Origin of the sequence: Verminephrobacter aporrectodeae subsp. tuberculatae At4 (genome assembly GCF_000193225.1) — a bacterium.
Classification (GTDB): domain Bacteria; phylum Pseudomonadota; class Gammaproteobacteria; order Burkholderiales; family Burkholderiaceae_C; genus Acidovorax; species Acidovorax aporrectodeae.
Genome location: NZ_AFAL01000950.1, coordinates 1 through 17,355, shown reverse-complemented (window position 1 = coordinate 17,355; position 17,355 = coordinate 1). Strand labels below are relative to the sequence as shown.

Here is a 17,355-nt window from a genome sequence, read left to right as displayed (position 1 = left end):
ACCGCGGCTGTGCCAGCCGCACCGCGCTCATGGCGGTCCGGAACGTCGGTACGATGGGCTCCATGAGCCTCGAATGGAAGGCATGACTGACCGTGAGCTGGCGACAGCTGATGCCCCCTTGATGGAGACACGCGTGCGCGCTCCGGATCGACTCCTCCTCGCCGGACAGCACGACCTGCTCGACGGCGTTGAAGCTGGCAATGTCCAGCCGCCCCCCCTGCGCGCCGAGGACGCGCAGGACCGCTTCCGATGACGCTGCCACCGACAGCATCGCCCCCTGGCCCGGAGCCGAAGCCATGAGGCGCCCCCGTGTCGCCACGAGCGTCAAGGCATCGTGCAACTCCATGACCCCTGCCGCTACCGCGGCCGCAAATTCGCCGACGCTATGGCCCAGGACCCAGGTCGGCACGATTCCGCGATCGGCCCACAGGCGCACCAGACCCGTCTCCAGGGCGACCAGGGCGGGCTGCGCATACCGGGTGTCCGAGAGGTAGTTCCCACCGCGGTCTTCGAGGATTTCGAGCAATGGCGCGTTCAGGAAGGGTCGCAGTACGGCATCGCACGCGTCGATGTGTGCCCGAAAGAGCGGATCGGAGCGGACCAGCCCGCAGCCCATGCCGGGGTACTGTGAGCCCTGTCCCGTGAACAGAAAAACGATACCCCGATGCGTACCGCTGGCGCGCCCCCTGAGAATGCGCGCATGCCGGGCAGGTCTGCCCGCGACCCAGTCCTGCAAGGCCTGCGTCAGCGCAGCAGCGTCACACGCCGCGATTGCCAATCGCTCGGGCAACTGGGCGCGGTGCCGGGCCATCGCCACACACAAGCGCCGCGCGCCACCGGGATCGAGATGCTGCAAGCGGCGGGCCATCTCGGTGGCCAGGCGCATGAGGCTCTCCTCGCTGGCGGCGCTCAATCCGAGCGTCCACGCCCCATCGGATGGAGCCTCCCCGGATGCCGTGGGCAGCAACACCGGGGGCCCCTCCTCGAGGATCACATGGGCATTCGTTCCACCGAAACCAAATGCACTCACGCCGGCGCAACGCCGCTCGTGCTCAGGAACCGTCCAATCCTGCGCGCGCGTGGGGATGCTCAGACGGCTACCTTCCAAGTCAATGTGCGGATTGAGCCGACTGAACCCATGGTTCGGTGGAATGACGCGATGGGTGAGCGCCATCGTCGCCTTGATGAGGCCGATGATTCCAGCGGCGGATTCCAGATGGCCGATGTTCGTCTTCACCGCCCCGAGAAAGCACGGCCGCTCGTTCGGCGCGTCGTCGAGGACCTCCCGCAAGGCCGCCACCTCGATCGGATCCCCGAGCGGTGTCCCGGTGCCATGGGTCTCGACCAGCCCGATGGAACCCGGGCCGATCCCCGCCCGCTTCAGGGCAGTCCGGATGAGCTGTCGCTGCGCTGTGCCGTTCGGCGCCGTCAGCCCGTTGCTGCGACCGTCCTGGTTGACGGCACTGCCACGGATGACGGCAAGCACACGATCGCCGTCACGCTGTGCAGCGTGTAGCCGCTTGAGTACGACGAAGCCACAGCCCTCTCCCCGGATGTAGCCATTCGCCGACTGGTCGAAAGTATGGCAGTGCCCGTCAGCCGACAGCATGCGCGCTTGCGCAAGGATGTCCCCATGGTCGGCCGAGAGCACCAGATTGACCCCCCCGGCGATGGCCAACGAGCAGTCGTCCGAGGCCAATGCCTGACAGGCCTGATGCACCGCAACGAGTGAGGAGGAACAGGCCGTGTCGATGGCCATGCTCGGTCCCTGCAAGCCAAGGCAATAGGAAATGCGGTTCGCAGCGATGCTCAGCGCGCTCCCCGTTGCGGCATATTCGTCATGGCCCGTGGACTGCTGCAGCCGGAAATAGTCATTCGAACTGATCCCGACGTAGACCCCGGTGGCACTGCCGGCCAAGCGATCCGCAGCGACGCCGGCATTTTCCAGGGCGTGCCAAGCGACTTCCAGCGCCAACCGCTGCTGCGGGTCCATGCTCGACACCTCGCGCGCAGCCAGCCCGAACAAACGGGCGTCGAAGACATCGACACCGGATAGCTCACCGAGATAGGCCTGCGGCGATCCGGCAACCGCTGCGAACCGCGTCAGGTGGCGCCGTGCGTTCGACACGGCCCCCACCGCCGTCCGTCCGCTGGAGACCAGCTGCCAAAACTCGTGCACGTCCCGCGCACCGGGTACCCGACAGGCCAGCCCGATGATGGCCACGGGATCTGCCCGCGACACATCGGAGACCGACTCCGACAGCCGCGCTACACCGCTCAAATGATTCGCCAAGGCGGTGATGCTCGGGTGGTCGAAGAGCACCGAGGGCGGCAGGCGGACGCCGAGCGCGGGCCCCACGCGCGCTGACAGCTGGACCAGTTTGACCGAATCCAGTCCCAGGGCATGGAAGCTCATCGCGACGTCGATGTGGCTCGCGGGAAGACCGGTGAGTGCCGCGACCTCGCCGATCAACCAGTTTTCGATCCCCCCGATCCCCCCGATCCCCCCGAACGCCGCGATCGACTCGGCAGGCTCCGGGCGAGTGGTCGGCCGGGACCGCGCGCGGGTCCACACGGCAATCTGAGGCAGCCGACCTTCGAGCAACAGGGCGCGGCACACCTTGCGCTGGACCTTGCCGCTGGACGTATTCGGCACACCGCCCGGATCGACCAGCACGAGTTGGTCGAGCTCGATCCCATGCTGACTCGCGATCAGCCTGGCCACCATCGGTCCGATCTCGTCGACATCGACCTTCCTGCGCTGCGTGCGCCGGACCTCCTGGACGACGACGAGGGCCGTCGATCCCCGGTCATCCAGCGTGAACGCTGCGCTGAATCTGCCGGTACGGAATGACGGATGTGCCTTCTCGACGTCGCGCTCGATGTCCTGCGGATAGTGATTCGCTCCTCGAACGATGATCAGATCCTTCAGGCGCCCCGTGACGTACAGGTGCCCTTGGTGTGTGAAACCCAGATCACCGGTGCGCAAGAAGGATTCACCGGGGTCCGAAGCCAGGACATGACCGAAGGACTCGGCCGTGGCCGGCTCGTTGTGCCAGTACCCCGGGCACACGGTCGATCCGCTGACCCAGATCTCTCCGACCTGGCAGTCTTCGAGAGCCCGTCCGATGCCGGTGTCCACGATGCGAACCAGGGGATCCGTACTCATCAGACCGCTGGAGACCAGCGCCACGACGGACTCTGATTCCGGCGTGCGAATCCTGATTTGATTCATGGACAGGGCGTGCCGATCCAGATGCAGGACCGGCGCGCCTCCCGGCCCCGCGCCGGTAGTCACACGGAGCGTGGCCTCCGCCATGCCGAACGCGCCCACCAAGGCATCTCGTGACAGCCCGTATGGCCCGAAGGTTCGATGGAACTGCTGCACGGTTTCGCAGGAGATCGGTTCGGCCGCATTGGGTGCCATGCGCCAGGAACGGAGGTCCAAGGCCAAGTCGGTATCCGCCGGGACCGCGTCAACGCACAACTGGTAGCCAAAGTTCGGTGCTCCACTGAACACCGCCTTGAACCGATCAACGGCGCGCAGCCACCGCAGTGGATCCTGCACGAAGGCAGTCGGCGGCATGAACACCGCGGTACCCCCCGCACCAAGGGCAGCGCGATCCCTTGCACCAAACCCATGTCATGGAAGAGGGGGAGCCAGGACACGGCGACTTCCTGCGCGTCCAAGTCGATCGCCTTGCTCTGCACGTTCCAGGCGATGTCCGATTGGCGCACCATGACCCCCTTGGGGGAGCCGGTGGACCCCGAGGTGTATTGGAGATAGGCGAGGGCGAAGGGATTGATGGGCGGCAGTTGCACCGCAAGCGCGCCCCCATCCCCCTCGAACGCACCCCGATCGACCGTGACGAGGGTGTCCATGCTGCGGGCCCCTGCGGCGCGCAGTCGCTCCATCAACTGGCCTGCAAATGCCGTCAGGGTCAGTGCCGCGCAGGCTTGTGCATCGTTGCTGATGTCCGCCAGCCGTTTGTCATGCCAGTTGTTTCTTGGCGGGTAGAGCGGAACGGCGACCGTGCCGGCCAACAGACAAGCGACGAACGCGACGACGTACTCCAGGCACGAAGGCATCAACAGCAATACCCGTTGATCCCGATAGCCATTCGCCACCAAGTACCTGGCCAATCCCTGGACACGGTGCCATAGCTCAGCGTACGTCAGCGATACGGCGTCCCCCTCGCCGTCGGCGAGGAACCGCAGCGCGACGCAGTCGGCCTGAGTCCGAGCCCAGCATTCGAGCGCTTCGGGCACCGAATCGAAGCGCATCGCACTGTTTTCAACTCGACGGGAAACCAGATTCAAGAAATCATCTTTCGCCATAACTCCCACACACCCCTTTTGCCGAACTCGATTTGCCATCCGTTACTGCTACCGGCCAAGGGCTTGCAGGCACGCGGGATGGGTTCGCCAAGCACCGAACTCGTCATCCACTCGGATGTGCGCAAGCACATGGCATCCCCTGATCGCCCGCAATCCCTGTGCGTCCGCTGAAGGAAGAAGAAACGCCGCGGATTTTGGAACATATTTTGTCTAAAAAAAGTAACTCATGTCTCTAAAGTTTCAGCTGCTTGCGCGCTGGTGGCGCCGACCATGGCCGCCACTGCCTACTATTTCGCCACGCCCCGTTACGGTGCGCGCGTGTCTGGCGCCGGCATTTTCATCATGACGCTCCCGGGGCTCCCCGGGCGCCCGGCGTGTCCGGACAAACCCTGGGGCCTGGCCCGATCTTTGCGTTCTTGATCGAAAATGACAGAAAATTTTCTTTCCTGACCCGCTTCTGCAAATTGATTTACATCCGCCGCACCCTCCCATGCCTACATCCTCCCGCCGGCGCGGCCACCAAGGCTGGCTCCGCAACCATGTCCTGCCCCGCCAGCACGCTTGCTGACGGCCGTGTTTGCGCCGTCGAGAATCTCAGCGTTCGCTTCGCGACGTCCGAGCGCAGCGTTGACGCCGTCCGGAACCTTTCCTTCCACGTCGACCACGGCGAAACGCTTGCGGTGGTCGGCGAGTCGGGTTCGGGCAAGTCGGTCACGTCGCTCGCGCTGATGCGGCTGGTGGAGCATGGCGGCGGGCGCATCCTGGGCGGGCGCATGCTGCTGCGGCGGCGCAGCGGCGCGGTGCTCGACCTGGCGCAAGCGCGCGACGCCGCGATGCGCAGCGTCCGCGGTGCGGACGTTGCGATGATTTTCCAGGAGCCGATGACCTCGCTGAATCCGGTGTTTACCGCGGGCGAGCAGATCGCCGAAGCCATCCGCATCCACCAGGGCAAGGGCCGCGCGGCCGCGCGCGCCGAGGCGCTGCGCATGCTGGAGCTGGTGCGCATTCCCGACGCGCGCAATACGCTCGACCGCTTTGCGCACCAACTCTCGGGCGGCATGCGCCAGCGCGTGATGATCGCCATGGCGCTGTCTTGCAGGCCGCAGTTGCTGATTGCCGACGAGCCCACCACGGCGCTGGACGTGACGATACAGGCGCAGATCCTGCAACTCATCCGCGAGTTGCAAGAGGAGATGCGCATGGGCGTGCTCTTCATCACGCACGACATGGGCGTGGTCGCCGAGATCGCCGACCGGGTGCTCGTGATGTACTGCGGCAACCAGGTGGAGGAGGGCGTCTGCCACACCGTGTTCGCCGCGCCGCAGCACGCTTACACGCGCGCGCTGCTATCGGCCGTGCCCCGGCTCGGCGCGATGCGGGGCACCGACCTGCCGGCGAAGTTCGAGCTGCTGCGCGCCGACGGCGCCGCCGCCGCCGTGCCGAACACCGCGCCGCAGAGCACCGTGCGCGCAGACGCCGGCCCCATCCTGCGGGTGCGCGACCTGGTCACGCGCTTCGACGTGCGCAGCGGCGTGTTCGGCCGCGTGAAGCGCCGCGTGCATGCGGTGGAGAAAATCAGCTTCGACCTGTACCCCGGCGAAACGCTGGCGCTGGTCGGCGAATCGGGCTGCGGCAAATCGACCACCGGTCGCTCGCTGCTGCGCCTGGTCGAGAGCCAGAGTGGCGTGATCGAGTTTGGCGGAAAGAACGTCCGCGCGCTGCCCGCGCGCGAGTTGCAGGCCTTGCGCCGCAATATCCAGTTCATCTTCCAGGACCCGTTCGCTTCGCTCGATCCGCGCGTGACGGTCGGCTTCTCGATCATGGAGCCGCTGCTCATCCACGGCATCGCCAAGGGCGTTGCAGCCCGGCAGCGCGTTGACTGGCTGCTGCAAAGGGTCGGCCTGCCGCCCGAGTTCGCGCAGCGCTATCCGCACGAGTTCTCGGGCGGTCAGCGCCAACGCATCGCCATCGCCCGTGCGCTCGCGCTCAATCCCGGGGTCGTGGTGGCGGACGAATCGGTGTCGGCGCTCGACGTGTCCATTCAGGCGCAGATCGTGAACCTGATGCTCGACCTGCAGCGCGAGCTGGGCGTCGCCTTCCTGTTCATCTCGCACGACATGGCCGTGGTCGAACGCATCAGCCACCGCGTGGCCGTGATGTACCTGGGCCAGATCGTCGAGATCGGCCCGCGCCGCGCCGTGTTCGAGGCGCCGCAGCACGCCTACACCCGCCGGCTCATGGCGGCCGTTCCCGTGGCCGACCCGGCGCACCGCCACAGGCCGCGCGCCTTGCCCGAGGGCGAAATTCCCGGCCCGATCCGCGCGCTCGGCGATGAGCCCGACGTGCCGCCCCTGGTGCAGGTGGCGCCGGGCCACTTCGTTGCGCGGCACGCCATCGGCGGTGCTTTCTGATTTCCTTCCATGAACCGACCGGAGTCTCTCCATGCAGCAATCCTCTTTCTCTTCCTCTTCCCGCTGGCTGTCCGCACTGCTGGGCCTGGCCGCGCTGGCCGCGTCGGGCACGGCGCTGGCTGCGCGCGACGTGGTCCTGGCGATCGGCTACCAACCGGAAACGCTGGACCCGTACAACACCAACTCGACCATCACCACGGCCGTGACCAAGTCCTTCTATGAAGGTCTGTTCCAGTTCGACAAGGACCTGAAAATACGGAACGTGCTCGCCGAGAGCCACGACATGTCGAAGGACGGGCTGGTCTACACCTTCCGGCTGCGCACCGGCGTGAAGTTCCACGACGGCACCGACTTCGACGCGCACGCCGTGAAGCTCACGCTGGACCGCGTGCTGAATCGGGAGAACAAGCTGCTGCGCCACAACCAGTTCAACCGCATGGCCCGGGTCGAGGTGCTCAACGCCGACACCGTGCGCATCACGCTCAAGGAGCCTTTCGGCCCCTTCATCAACTCGCTGGCCCACGCCTCGGCGGCGATGATTTCACCCGCCGCGCTGAAGAAATGGGGCAACAAGGACATTGCCTTCCACCCCGTTGGCACCGGCCCCTTCGAGTTCGTCGAGTGGAAGCAGACCGACGCCGTGAAGGCCAAGAAGTTCGACGGCTACTGGAAGAAGGGCTACCCGAAGATCGACACCCTCGCATGGAAGCCGGTGCCCGAGAACAACACGCGCGCCGCGATGCTGCAGACCGGCGAGGCCGACTTCGCCTTCCCGATTCCCTATGAACAGGCGCAGCTGCTGAAGGCGAGCAACAAGCTCGAAGTGGTCGCGTCGCCCTCGATCATGATGCGCTTCCTGGCGTTCAACATGCTGCACAAGCCATACGACAACCCGAAGGTGCGCGAGGCCATCGGCTACGCCATCAACAAGGAGGCGCTGGCCAAGGTTGCGTTCGGCGGCTACGCCTTTCCTGCGCAAGGCGTGCTGCCGCAGGGCGTGCAGTTCGCCGAAAAGATGGCGCCGATTCCGTACGACGTGAAGAAAGCCAGGGAACTGCTCAAGGAAGGCGGCTACCCGGACGGGTTCGAGTCGGTGCTGTGGAGTTCCTCGAACAATACGAGCAGCCAGAAGGTCCTCCAGTTCGTGCAGCAGCAGCTCGCGCAGGTGGGCATCCGGCTGCAGGTGCAGGCGCTCGAAGTGGGCCAGCGCGCCGAGATGGTCGATGCCTGGCCCGACCCCAAAACGGCCAAGGTCCGCATGTATTACTCCGGTTGGTCGTCGTCCACGGGGGAGGCCGACTGGGGCCTGCGTCCGCTGTTCGCCTCCGAATCCTGGGCGCCGAAGCTCAACAATATGTCGTTCTACAAGAGCGAGGTGGTGGACCAGGCGCTCGCCAAGGCGCTGACCACGGTGGACGCAAAGGAAAAGGCCGCGCTCTACAAGATTGCGCAGGACGAGATCCGCAAGGACCTGCCGCGCGTTCCGCTGCTGACGGACCAGAATCTGTCGGCGCACTCCAAGCGCCTGTCGGGTGTCCACGTCATGCCCGACGCGAACATCAACATCGACGCCATCGCCGTTGCGCACTGACGGGGTGCACAGCGCGCACGCACGCATGCGAGGCCTCCGTCGCCCATGCTGAGTTACTTTCTCAAACGCCTGTCAGGCCTGATTCCCACGCTGCTCATCGTGGCCGCTCTGGTGTTCCTGTTCGTCCACATGCTCCCCGGCGACCCGGCGCGCCTGACCGCCGGACAGGACGCGGACGCGCAGACCGTGGCCATGGTGCGCCAGGAACTCGGGCTCGACAAGCCGCTGCCGCAGCAGTTCGTGGGCTTCTTTCTGCACACGCTGCAAGGCGACTTCGGCACCTCGATGCGCACGCGGCGGCCGGTGTCCGCGGAGATCGCCGAGCGCTTCTTCCCGACGCTGCTGTTGACCCTGACCAGCATGGTGTGGGCGGTGCTTTTCGGCATGGGGATCGGCATCGTCTCTGCCGTGTTCCGCAACCGATGGCCCGACCGGCTGGGCATGGCGCTGGCCGTATCGGGCATCTCCTTTCCTGCCTTTGCCCTGGGCATGCTGCTGATGCAGATTTTCTCGGTCCAGCTCGGCTGGCTGCCCACGGTGGGCGCGAGCAGCTGGAAGCACTACGTCCTGCCCTCGATCACGCTGGGCGCCGCCGTCGCGGCCGTGATGGCGCGCTTTACGCGCGCGTCGTTCGTCGAGGTGATGCAGGAGGACTTCGTGCGCACCGCGCGCGCCAAGGGCGTGCGCGAGCGCAGCGTCATCGTCCGGCATTGCCTGCGCAACGCGCTGATTCCGGTCGTCACGATGATGGGCCTGCAGTTCGGTTTCTTGCTCGGCGGCTCGATCCTCGTCGAGGCGGTGTTCAACTGGCCCGGCCTCGGCCGCCTGCTGGTCGATTCCGTGCAGATGCGCGACTACCCGTTGATACAGACGCTGGTGCTGCTGTTCTCGCTCGAATTCATTCTGATCAATCTGGTCGTGGACGTGCTGTACGGCTTCATCAACCCCACCATCCGCTACCAGTGAGCTCGCAGGCATGACGCAAACTTCCGACCGGTCCGCCGGCTTCATCGCTGCACCCTCCCCGGTTGCCGCGGGCCGGGTGCGCACGCCCTGGAGCGAATGCTGGCGCCGCTTCAGGCAGCAGCCCGTGGGCATCGCCGCGGCGATCTTCGTGCTGCTGCTGGTGTTCGTCGCGCTGTGCGCGCCGTGGATCGTGCCCTTCGATGCCGAGCACTTCTTCGACTACGACATGCTCGGCAAAGGGCCCTCGGGCAGACACTGGTTCGGTGTCGATCCGCTGGGACGCGATATCTTCAGCCGCATCCTCATGGGCACGCGCATCTCGCTGGCAGCGGGCTTTTTTTCCGTGCTGGTGGGCGGCTTCTTCGGCACGGCCCTCGGCCTGCTGGCCGGCTACTACGGGGGCTGGTGGGACCGCATCGTGATGCGCATCTCCGACGTGCTGTTTGCCTTCCCCGGCATCTTGCTCGCGCTCGGCGTGGTGGCCATTCTCGGCAGCAGCATGGGCAACGTGGTGGTCGCCGTGTCGGTGTTCAGCGTGCCGGCTTTTGCGCGCCTCGTGCGCGGCAACACCCTGGCGCTCAAGCAGCAGACCTACATCGAGGCCGAGCGCAGCATTGGCGCGTCGGACTGGACCATCGTCGTGCGGCACATCCTGCCGGGAACGGTCTCGGCGATCATCGTGTACTTCTCGATGCGCGTGGGCAATTCGATCATCACGGCCGCCAGCCTGTCGTTCCTGGGCATGGGCGCGCAGCCGCCGACGCCGGAATGGGGCGCGATGCTCAACGAGGCCCGCGCCGACATGGTCACCTCGCCGCACGTGGCGCTGTTCCCCAGCCTGGCGATCTTCCTCACCGTGCTCGCCTTCAACCTGCTCGGCGATGCGCTGCGCGACGCGCTCGATCCAAGAATCGACCGCCAGTAATCAATCCATGCCCTCCACGCCCGCGCCCCGCATCGGCGCCCTGCTCCAGGGCGCGCGCAATGCCATCACCGACGTCGCGGGCGTGCTGGTCGGCCACCGCACGCTGGACGCTGGCGCCATACAGACCGGTGTGACGGTGATCCGCGCGCACGCAGGCGACCCGTTCCGCGACAAGGTGCCCGCGGCCGCCGTGGTGCTCAACGGCTTTGGCAAGAGCCTGGGCCTGGTGCAGCTGGCCGAGCTGGGCGTGCTCGAGACGCCGATTGCGCTGACCAATACCTTCTGCGTCGGCACGGTTGCCACGGCGCAGATCCGGCATTGCGTGGCCGCCAACCCCGAATGCGGCCGCTCGCTGCCCACGGTGAATCCCTTGGTCTTCGAGTGCAACGACGGTTTCCTCAACGATATCCAGCGGCTGGCCGTGACCGAGGCCGACTACCTGCATGCGCTGGAGAGCGCGGGCAGCGATTTCGCCCAGGGCTCGGTCGGCGCGGGCCGCGGCATGTCGAGTTTTCAGCTCAAGGGCGGCATCGGCAGCGCCTCGCGGTGCGTGCCCGCGCCCGATCGCCGGAGGCACACCGTCGGCACGCTGGTGCTCGCGAACTACGGGCGCCAGGCGCAGCTGGTCCTGGCCGGCGATCCGGTCGGCGCGCGGCTCGCGGCGCAGGCTGCGGCCGCGGCGCAGGAGCCGGAGAAGGGCTCGATCATCATCGTCGTCGCCACCGACGCGCCCCTCGACGCGCGGCAACTGCGGCGGCTGGCGCTGCGCGCGGGCGCGGGGCTGGCGCGCACCGGCTCGGTCCTCGGCCATGGCAGCGGCGACATCGTGCTCGCCTTCTCCACGGCCTGCACCGTGCCGGACCGCGTTGAGCGACCGATGCCTGCCATCGCGCTGCTGCACGAGGAATTGCTCGACGGGCTCTTCCAGGCCACAGCCGACAGCACCGAGCAGGCGATTCTCCACGCGCTCTGGCACGCCACGGCCGTGACGGGCCGCGACGGCAATCACCGGGCCCCCCTCGGCGAGGTGCTGGCGCGCTTGCCTTCCTTCGCTCCAGCGCGCACCCCCGCATGAAAGTCCTGGTCTCCACCGACATCGAAGGCGTGGCCGGCGTCTACCACGCGGAACAGGCGCGCCCCGGCAACCCGGAGTTCGAACGCGCGCGCCTGCTCATGGCGCAGGAGGCGAACGCCGCAATTGCCGGCGCTTTCGACGCGGGCGCCACGCGGGTGCTGGTGAACGACTCGCACGGCGGCTTTCGCAACATGCCGCCCGACGTGCTCGACGCGCGCGCCCGCGTCGTGCAGGGCAAGCCGCGCTACCTGGGCATGGTGGCGGGCGTCGAAGAGGGCGTGGACGCGCTGTGCATGGTGGGCTACCACGCGCGTGCGCAGGGACGCGGAATCCTCGCGCACACGATCAACGGTTCTGCCTTTGCCGGCGTCTGGCTGGGCGCGCAGGAACTGGGCGAAGCCGGACTCTACGGGGCACTGGCCGGCGAATATGGCGTACCGGTGGTGATGGGCAGCGGGGACGACGTGTTCATCGCCGAGAACCGGCCGCTCTTTCCGCATGCGACCTTCGTGCAGACCAAGCGGGCCACGGGCTGCCACAGCGGCGTGTCCTTGTCCCCGGAGGAATCGCGCCAGGCGATCCGGGCCGGCACGGCGCAGGCCCTGGCTGCGCGCTCCGGCGCAGTCCCGCTGGTCTTCAAAGGGCCGCAGGCGGTCACGCTGCGCACCCAATCGCCGGCCCAGGCGGATCTTTTCTGCCAATGGCCGGCCTTGGAACGCGTCGATGGCGTGACCCTGCGCTTCACCACCGACACGGTGGAAGCGGCCGTGCGCATGCTCAACTGCTGCTCGGCGATGTCGGCGATGCTGCTGCGCTGAGGGGCGGTGCAGCCTCTGCCCTGCTGCGACAATCGCGCCGCCATGAGCCATTCCTATATCCTGACCCTGTCCTGCCCCGACCGCCTGGGGCTGGTGCACGCCGTCTCGGGCTTTTTGCTCGAGCATGGCGGCAACGTCGAAGAAGCCGCGCAGTACAACGACCACGCCACGGGCCTGTTCTTCATGCGCGTGCAGTTTGCTTGCGCACCGCATGACCGCGCCAGCCTCCAGGACCAGCTGGCGCGCTTTGCCGAACCCCACCAGATGCGCTGGAGCCTGCACGCCACGGACCAGCCGATCAAGACGGTGCTGCTCGTGAGCAAGGAAGGCCATTGCCTGAACGACCTGCTGTTCCGCTGGAAGTCCGGCCTGCTGTCGGTGGACATCCGCGCGATCATCAGCAACCACCGCGACTTCTACCAGCTGGCGGCAAGCTACAACGTGCCGTTCCACCACCTGCCTGTCACGCCCGCCACGAAGGCGCAGGCCGAGGCCAGGCAGTTGGAGATCATCGAGGCCGAAAGCGCCGAGCTGGTGGTGCTCGCGCGCTACATGCAGGTGCTCTCGGACGCGCTGTGCCAGCGGCTGACCGGCCGCGCGATCAACATCCACCACAGCTTCCTGCCCAGCTTCAAGGGCGCCAAGCCCTACGCCCAGGCGCACGACCGTGGCGTGAAGCTGATCGGCGCCACCGCGCACTACGTCACGCCGGACCTCGACGAGGGCCCGATCATCGAACAAGACGTCACCCGCGCCGAGCACACCGACACCGTCGAAGCCCTGACCGCCCGCGGGCGCGATACCGAGAGCCAGGTCCTGGCCCGCGCGGTCAAGTGGCACAGCGAGCACCGCGTGCTGCTCAACGGGCACAAGACCGTCATCTTCCGCTGACGCCGGGCTGCAAAATGAACACCCCCACCGCCCCCACCATCACCGCCGCCGAACGCGCCGCACGCCAGGCCGAGCTGGTCCAGGCCCTGGGCCGCGTCCTGCCCGAGCAGGCCCTGCTCTGGCAGGACGAAGACACGACGCCCTACGAATGCGACGGCCTGACCGCGTACCGCCAGCGCCCGCTGCTGGTATGCCTGCCCGAAACCCGCGACCAGGTGCAGGCCCTGCTCAGGCTCTGCCACCGCTTGCAGGTGCCGGTGGTCGCGCGCGGCGCGGGCACGGGGCTGTCCGGGGGGGCGATGCCCCACGCCATGGGGGTGACGCTGTCGCTGGCCCGGCTGAACCGCATCCTCGCGCTGAACCCCGAGCAGCGCACGGCGCTGGTGCAATGCGGCGTGCGCAACCTGGCGATCAGCGAGGCGGCGGCGCCCTACGGCCTGTACTACGCGCCCGACCCGAGCAGCCAGATCGCCTGCACCATTGGCGGCAACGTGGCCGAGAACTCGGGCGGCGTGCACTGCCTGAAGTACGGTCTGACGCTGCACAACGTGCTGAAAATCAGCGGCTTCATGGCCGACGGCGAGCCGGTGGAGTTCGGCAGCGAGGCCCTCGACACCCCGGGCTACGACCTGCTGGCCGCCGTGATCGGCAGCGAGGGCATGCTCGCCGTGACCACCGAGGTCACCGTGAAACTGATCCCCAAGCCGCCGCTGGCGCGCTGCATCATGGCCAGCTTTGACGACGTGCGCAAAGCCGGCGCGGCCGTGGCCGCAGTGATCGCCGCCGGAATCATCCCCGCCGGCCTGGAGATGATGGACCGGCCGATGACCGCAGCGGTCGAGGACTTCGTGCACGCCGGCTACGACCTGACCGCCGAAGCCATTTTGCTGTGCGAGAGCGACGGAACGCCCGAAGAGGTGCAAGAAGAAATCGCGCGCATGGGCGCCGTGCTGCGCGCCGCCGGCGCGACCGCGCTGTCGGTCAGCCGCGACGAAGCCGAGCGCCTGCGCTTTTGGAGCGGACGCAAGAACGCCTTCCCCGCGAGCGGCCGCATCAGCCCCGACTACATGTGCATGGACTCGACCATTCCGCGCCGGCGGCTGGCCGACATCCTGCTGGCGATCCAGCAAATGGAAAAGAAATACCAGCTGCGCTGCGCCAACGTATTCCACGCCGGCGACGGCAACCTGCACCCGCTGATCCTGTTCGACGCCAACGACGCCGACCAACTGCGCCGCTGCGAACTGTTTGGCGCCGACATCCTGGAGACCAGCGTGGCCATGGGCGGCACGGTCACCGGCGAGCATGGCGTGGGCGTGGAGAAACTCAACAGCATGTGCGTGCAATTCAGCGCCGAAGAATGCGCGCAAATGCTCGCGCTCAAGCAGGCCTTCGACCCCGCCGGGCTGCTCAACCCCGGCAAGGTGATCCCGACGCTGAACCGCTGCGCCGAATACGGAAAAATGCTGGTGCGCGGCGGGCAGATCAGCCACCCCGAATTGCCGCGCTTTTAAAGGGCTTTTACCTTGAATGGTCTTTCCCGCACGCCCAGCGCGTTGCGCGCGAATGCCGTAGGATCGATGACTGCATCGCCATCATCTGCCCCGGACCTTCCGGAAAATCTGGCTGACGGTTGGCGAGCACACCCGTGAGTTTCTCGCGGGTGTTTTTTTGTTGGTCCAAAAGAAAGTTCCCCCATGAAAGTTCTCCATCTCAACGCCTCCCCCCGCGGGAGTGCAAGCACGTCACTCGATATTGCACAAGCATTTCTTTCCGATCTGAAAAAGCAGCATGCGATCGATATTCATCGCATGAACCTGTTTGCCGGGGAGATGCCCGAGTTTGGTGAAGTCGCTGCCGCTGCCAAAATGGCCCTTTTCAGCGGAAGCGCGATGACGCCGGAGCAGGAGAGCGTCTGGTCTGACGTACGGACCGTCTTCGACAGGCTCGCAGCGGCCGAGTTTCTGGTCATCAACACGCCCCTCTGGAACAATGGCACCCCCTACGCGCTCAAGCAGTTCATCGATATCGTGACCCAGCCTGGCTGGGCCTTCGGGTTCGATCCCGCAAAGGGCTACAGTGGTTTATTGACGGGCAGGAAGGCGGTGGTCATTCAGGCCAGCGGCGTCTACCACGAAGGCATTCAGCCAGGCTTCGGATCGGATTTCAACATGCCATACCTCATTGACTGGTTGGAATTCGTCGGCATCGAGCTGATCGATCGGATCGATTTCTCGCCAACCGTCCTGAACATGAACGTGCAGGCAACCAAGGAAGCGGCTCTGGCAAGGGCCGCGGAAGTGGCATCCAGGGCCCTGGTTTTTGCAAAATAAATAACCCGGAGACCGGGATTCAATCCTCTGGCAGAACACTGCCGTCTTCATGCGCATGGAATGAATATGACTTGGGATGCCATCGGCATGTTGACGGCAGTGGCCTTTTTGGCGGGATTCTTTGATGCCATCGCGGGTGGCGGAGGATTGATCACATTACCCGCCCTGTTTCTGGCGGGGCTGGAACCTGTGAGTGCAATAGCAACGAACAAATTCCAGGCGGCCTCCGCCACGGTATCCGCAACCGTGGCCTTTGCCCGCAAAGGTCTGATCGAATGGCGGGAAAGCCGATGGCTTGTTTTCTGCGGATTCTTTGGCGGGGCCTGCGGCGCCCTGCTCGTGAGTGCAGTCAACAAGCGTTGGCTGGAGGCCTGCGTGCCGGTCATGCTGATCTTCGTCGCCCTCTATTTCATATTTTCACCGCGACTTGGAAATGAAGAACGGCGCAGAAGAATCAGCATCTTCGTTTTTTCCATCACCGTCGCACCGCTCCTTGGTATGTACGATGGCATATTTGGCCCCGGTGTCGGCTCGTTCTTCATGGTCGGTTTTGTGCTTCTCTGTGGCCTGGGCATGATGCGCGCCATGAGTTTTACCAAGATTGCCAACGCATCGTGCAACCTGGGTTCGCTGTCCATTTTCATTGCCAAAGGCGTGATAGTCTGGCCACTCGCAGTGGCGATGGCGCTCGCCGCGTTTGCTGGCGCACAACTTGGCGCCCGCGCAGCCGTGCGCGTTGGCCCGCGTTTGGTCAAACCCCTGTTGGTCCTTGTGTGCTGCGCCCTGGCGATCAAACTCCTGAGCATGGAGAGCAACCCTTTGCGCATGGCATTTCTGAATTCCTGGTAGAGGGGCCATGCTCCGTTTGACGACGGTGCGTGGTTCTGTTCAGAACCGGGGTTTGATCTGGCGCCAATCGGGGCGGTAGCGCTGCATCTGCGCCACGTCATTGCGGGTGCGGATGCGGCAGGACTTGAAGGCATCGTGCAACTCGGCGAGTTTGTGCGGGTCCAGTTCCACACCCAGGCCGGGCTTGTCCGTCAGGTGCACGCAGCCCCCCACGATGGGCAGCTTGCCGCCCACCAGAACCTCTTCGCTCTGCCAGGGGTAATGCGTGTCGCAGGCGTAGCTCAGGTGCTGCACGGACGCTGCCAGGTGCGTCATGGCCATCAGGCTGATACCCAGGTGCGAGTTGGAGTGCATGGACAGCCCCAGGCCAAAGGCCTCGCAGGTCTTGGCCAGCGCCTGCGTGGCGCGCAGGCCGCCCCAGTAATGGTGGTCGGAGAGCAGGATTTGCACTGCGTCGAGTGGCACCGCGCGGCGCAGCTCGCTCCAGTTGGTCACCACCATGTTCGTGGCCAGCGGCATGCCGCTGGCGCGATGCACCTGGGCCATGCCTTCCAGCGTGGGCGTGGGGTCTTCGTAGTATTCCAGGCTGCCCTGCAACCTGTCGGCCACCTTGAGGCTGGTCGCCAGGCTCCAGTTGCCGTTCGGGTCGATGCGCAAGGGTCGGCCGGGAAACGCGGCCTTGAGCGCCAGGATGGCATCGGCTTCCTGCATCGGATCCATGACGCCGGCCTTGAGCTTGATGCTTTCAAAGCCGTACTGCGCAATCATGCTCTGCGCCTGGGCCACGATCTGCGCCGGGTTCAGCGCCTCGCCGTACGGGTCGGGCGCGTACTCGGGGTCTACCGCGGCATTCCATTTGTAGAACAGGTAGGCGCTGTAGGCCACCTTGTCGCGGACCTTGCCGCCGAGCAAGTCCACCAGCGGAATGCCCAGCGTGCGCGCCTGCAAGTCCAGAAACGCGACTTCAAACGCGGAGTAGGCGCTGCTGGCCAGATGGCTGCTCAGCGAGCCGGGCGCGAGTTCCATCTCCCCGTGCGCGGTGGTTTGCGCCATGGCCTGGGCGGCATGGCGCTGCACCTGTTGCCAGAGGCGGTGCAGGTCAAAGGCGCTGCCGCCCGCCAGGCCGTGCTGGCAGCGCATGAGCAGGGACAGCAGCGC

At 66.0% G+C, this 17,355-nt stretch carries 12 protein-coding genes and 1 pseudogene; 10 read left to right on the top strand and 3 right to left on the bottom strand.

Going from position 1 to position 17,355, the window contains the following annotated elements:
* Both VTU_RS35245 and VTU_RS35240 read right to left on the bottom strand, forming a co-directional pair.
* A partial coding sequence (locus VTU_RS35245) for an acyltransferase domain-containing protein (RefSeq protein ID WP_236610840.1) occupies positions 1-616 on the bottom strand: 616 nt, incomplete at its 3' end.
* Between the two features lie 294 nt (positions 617-910).
* Positions 911-4,284, bottom strand: a pseudogene (locus VTU_RS35240) (beta-ketoacyl synthase N-terminal-like domain-containing protein); the annotation flags it as partial.
* A gap of 593 nt (positions 4,285-4,877) precedes the next feature.
* Here VTU_RS35240 and VTU_RS0122505 point away from each other — a divergent pair.
* The 10 genes from VTU_RS0122505 (at position 4,878) to VTU_RS0122460 (ending at position 16,197) form a co-directional block, all read left to right on the top strand.
* Positions 4,878-6,749 (top strand): dipeptide ABC transporter ATP-binding protein, encoded by a 1,872-nt coding sequence (locus VTU_RS0122505; RefSeq protein ID WP_029554657.1) that lies wholly within the window; start codon positions 4,878-4,880, stop codon positions 6,747-6,749.
* 31 nt (positions 6,750-6,780) lie between these two features.
* The gene (gene gsiB, locus VTU_RS0122500) at positions 6,781-8,340 is read left to right on the top strand and encodes a glutathione ABC transporter substrate-binding protein GsiB (RefSeq protein WP_010109563.1); all 1,560 of its coding nucleotides are present in this window, start codon (positions 6,781-6,783) and stop codon (positions 8,338-8,340) included.
* 45 nt (positions 8,341-8,385) lie between these two features.
* Entirely contained in the window at positions 8,386-9,306 is a 921-nt protein-coding gene (gene gsiC / locus VTU_RS0122495) for a glutathione ABC transporter permease GsiC (RefSeq protein WP_010109561.1), read from the top strand.
* A gap of 10 nt (positions 9,307-9,316) precedes the next feature.
* Positions 9,317-10,231 (top strand): glutathione ABC transporter permease GsiD, encoded by a 915-nt coding sequence (gene gsiD, locus VTU_RS0122490; protein WP_010109559.1) that lies wholly within the window; start codon positions 9,317-9,319, stop codon positions 10,229-10,231.
* A 7-nt stretch (positions 10,232-10,238) separates the two neighbouring features.
* The gene (locus tag VTU_RS0122485; RefSeq protein WP_010109557.1) at positions 10,239-11,306 is read left to right on the top strand and encodes a P1 family peptidase; all 1,068 of its coding nucleotides are present in this window, start codon (positions 10,239-10,241) and stop codon (positions 11,304-11,306) included.
* Positions 11,303-12,124, top strand: coding sequence for a M55 family metallopeptidase (locus VTU_RS0122480; RefSeq protein ID WP_010109555.1), 822 nt, complete (start codon positions 11,303-11,305; stop codon positions 12,122-12,124). The genes VTU_RS0122485 and VTU_RS0122480 overlap by 4 nt, the downstream gene beginning before the upstream one ends.
* Before the next feature lie 42 nt (positions 12,125-12,166).
* Positions 12,167-13,015: a formyltetrahydrofolate deformylase gene (gene purU / locus VTU_RS0122475; protein ID WP_010109553.1), complete on the top strand. Its 849-nt coding sequence runs from the start codon at positions 12,167-12,169 to the stop codon at positions 13,013-13,015.
* A 14-nt stretch (positions 13,016-13,029) separates the two neighbouring features.
* Positions 13,030-14,529 (top strand): FAD-linked oxidase C-terminal domain-containing protein, encoded by a 1,500-nt coding sequence (locus tag VTU_RS0122470; RefSeq protein WP_010109550.1) that lies wholly within the window; start codon positions 13,030-13,032, stop codon positions 14,527-14,529.
* Between the two features lie 183 nt (positions 14,530-14,712).
* A complete protein-coding gene (locus VTU_RS0122465) occupies positions 14,713-15,348 on the top strand; it encodes an FMN-dependent NADH-azoreductase (protein WP_029554656.1) in 636 nt (211 codons plus the stop codon).
* 66 nt (positions 15,349-15,414) lie between these two features.
* On the top strand, positions 15,415-16,197 hold the full coding sequence (locus tag VTU_RS0122460; RefSeq protein WP_010109545.1) for a TSUP family transporter: 783 nt from the start codon (positions 15,415-15,417) through the stop codon (positions 16,195-16,197).
* A 39-nt stretch (positions 16,198-16,236) separates the two neighbouring features.
* On the opposite strand, the gene VTU_RS0122455 is transcribed toward VTU_RS0122460, so the two are convergent.
* On the bottom strand, positions 16,237-17,355 hold a 1,119-nt coding region (locus tag VTU_RS0122455), incomplete at its 5' end, for an enolase C-terminal domain-like protein (protein ID WP_010109543.1).